This window comes from Geobacillus sp. DSP4a, assembly GCF_013096875.1.
In the GTDB taxonomy this organism is placed as follows: Bacteria; Bacillota; Bacilli; order Bacillales; family Anoxybacillaceae; genus Geobacillus; species Geobacillus thermophilus.
In genome coordinates this window covers 1-913 of the sequence record NZ_SDLD01000145.1, presented here as the reverse complement: position 1 = coordinate 913, position 913 = coordinate 1, and the positions used below count along the sequence as shown (strand labels likewise).

General features: G+C 32.4%; 1 protein-coding gene. It reads right to left on the bottom strand.

The features are described 5' to 3' along the window. Positions 1–108: 108 nt before the first annotated feature. Positions 109–651 (bottom strand): hypothetical protein, encoded by a 543-nt coding sequence (locus ETC02_RS16720; protein WP_050367391.1) that lies wholly within the window; start codon positions 649–651, stop codon positions 109–111. Positions 652–913: the final 262 nt, after the last annotated feature.

Genomic DNA, 913 nt, shown 5'->3' with positions numbered 1-913 from the left:
ATGGCAGTGGACAACTTTTCGATCTCGTCTTTGTGATTTGGCATCATATTTTCTCTCCGTTCCCCTATTTTCTCTTTTATTTATTCGCCGTGGAACGGGAGAAAACCTTTATTTCAATTTATATAGATATTTTTCTATATCGTTGATAAATAGCGATAGGACGTCTCCTCTTTTTAAAGACTTATTGTTATGTCCCATATCTTTACGGATTGCTAACAATAAATCCTCCAATAACTCAATTTCTTTTATGCTTGTCTCTTTTCCTACACCACGATTACTAAAATAAGTGCGGTATTCACTATATTTCTTTATAACATCATTAGAACCCCAAAGTATTAAGTTTTGTGTAAATTTAGACATAAATTCGATAATGTCCCCTTCTTCTAAATGTTTTCCGTTAGTTTTTTGTCCCATAAGAAGCTGAAATAAAAATTGAAGTAGCTCTTGATACATAGGGATTTTTTGATTTCTATGTTGTTCCTCAATTTCCATTCTCTTTTCAATTAACTTTGGTACAGTGATAGTAAGAGAAGTAGCTACAATTGTCAGGAATCCAGTTATTAATGCAGCAGATATTCTAGGATCTATAGATAAAATTTGATTATAAATCCAACTCAGAGTATGGAAAATTATTAGACCTATAAAGAACAAAATAGTTAATCCCACAATAAATGAAATGATTTTTTTGGCTCTTCACCACAAGTTGTACTTGAGATTTTAAGATAGGTATGCATAGGGAAAATAGAGGATACAAAAAATGCGAATTTTCCTGTATGGTAAAGGTGTCCAAACCAAACCATTGGAGGAAAATTCGCATGTACGCTCAGTTTATCAAAGAACTCATCGATTTACCAGATGTTTTGATTCAAAAGGTGCGAAAAGAAGAAGAACGTTGGATTTTCGAACTTTCTCT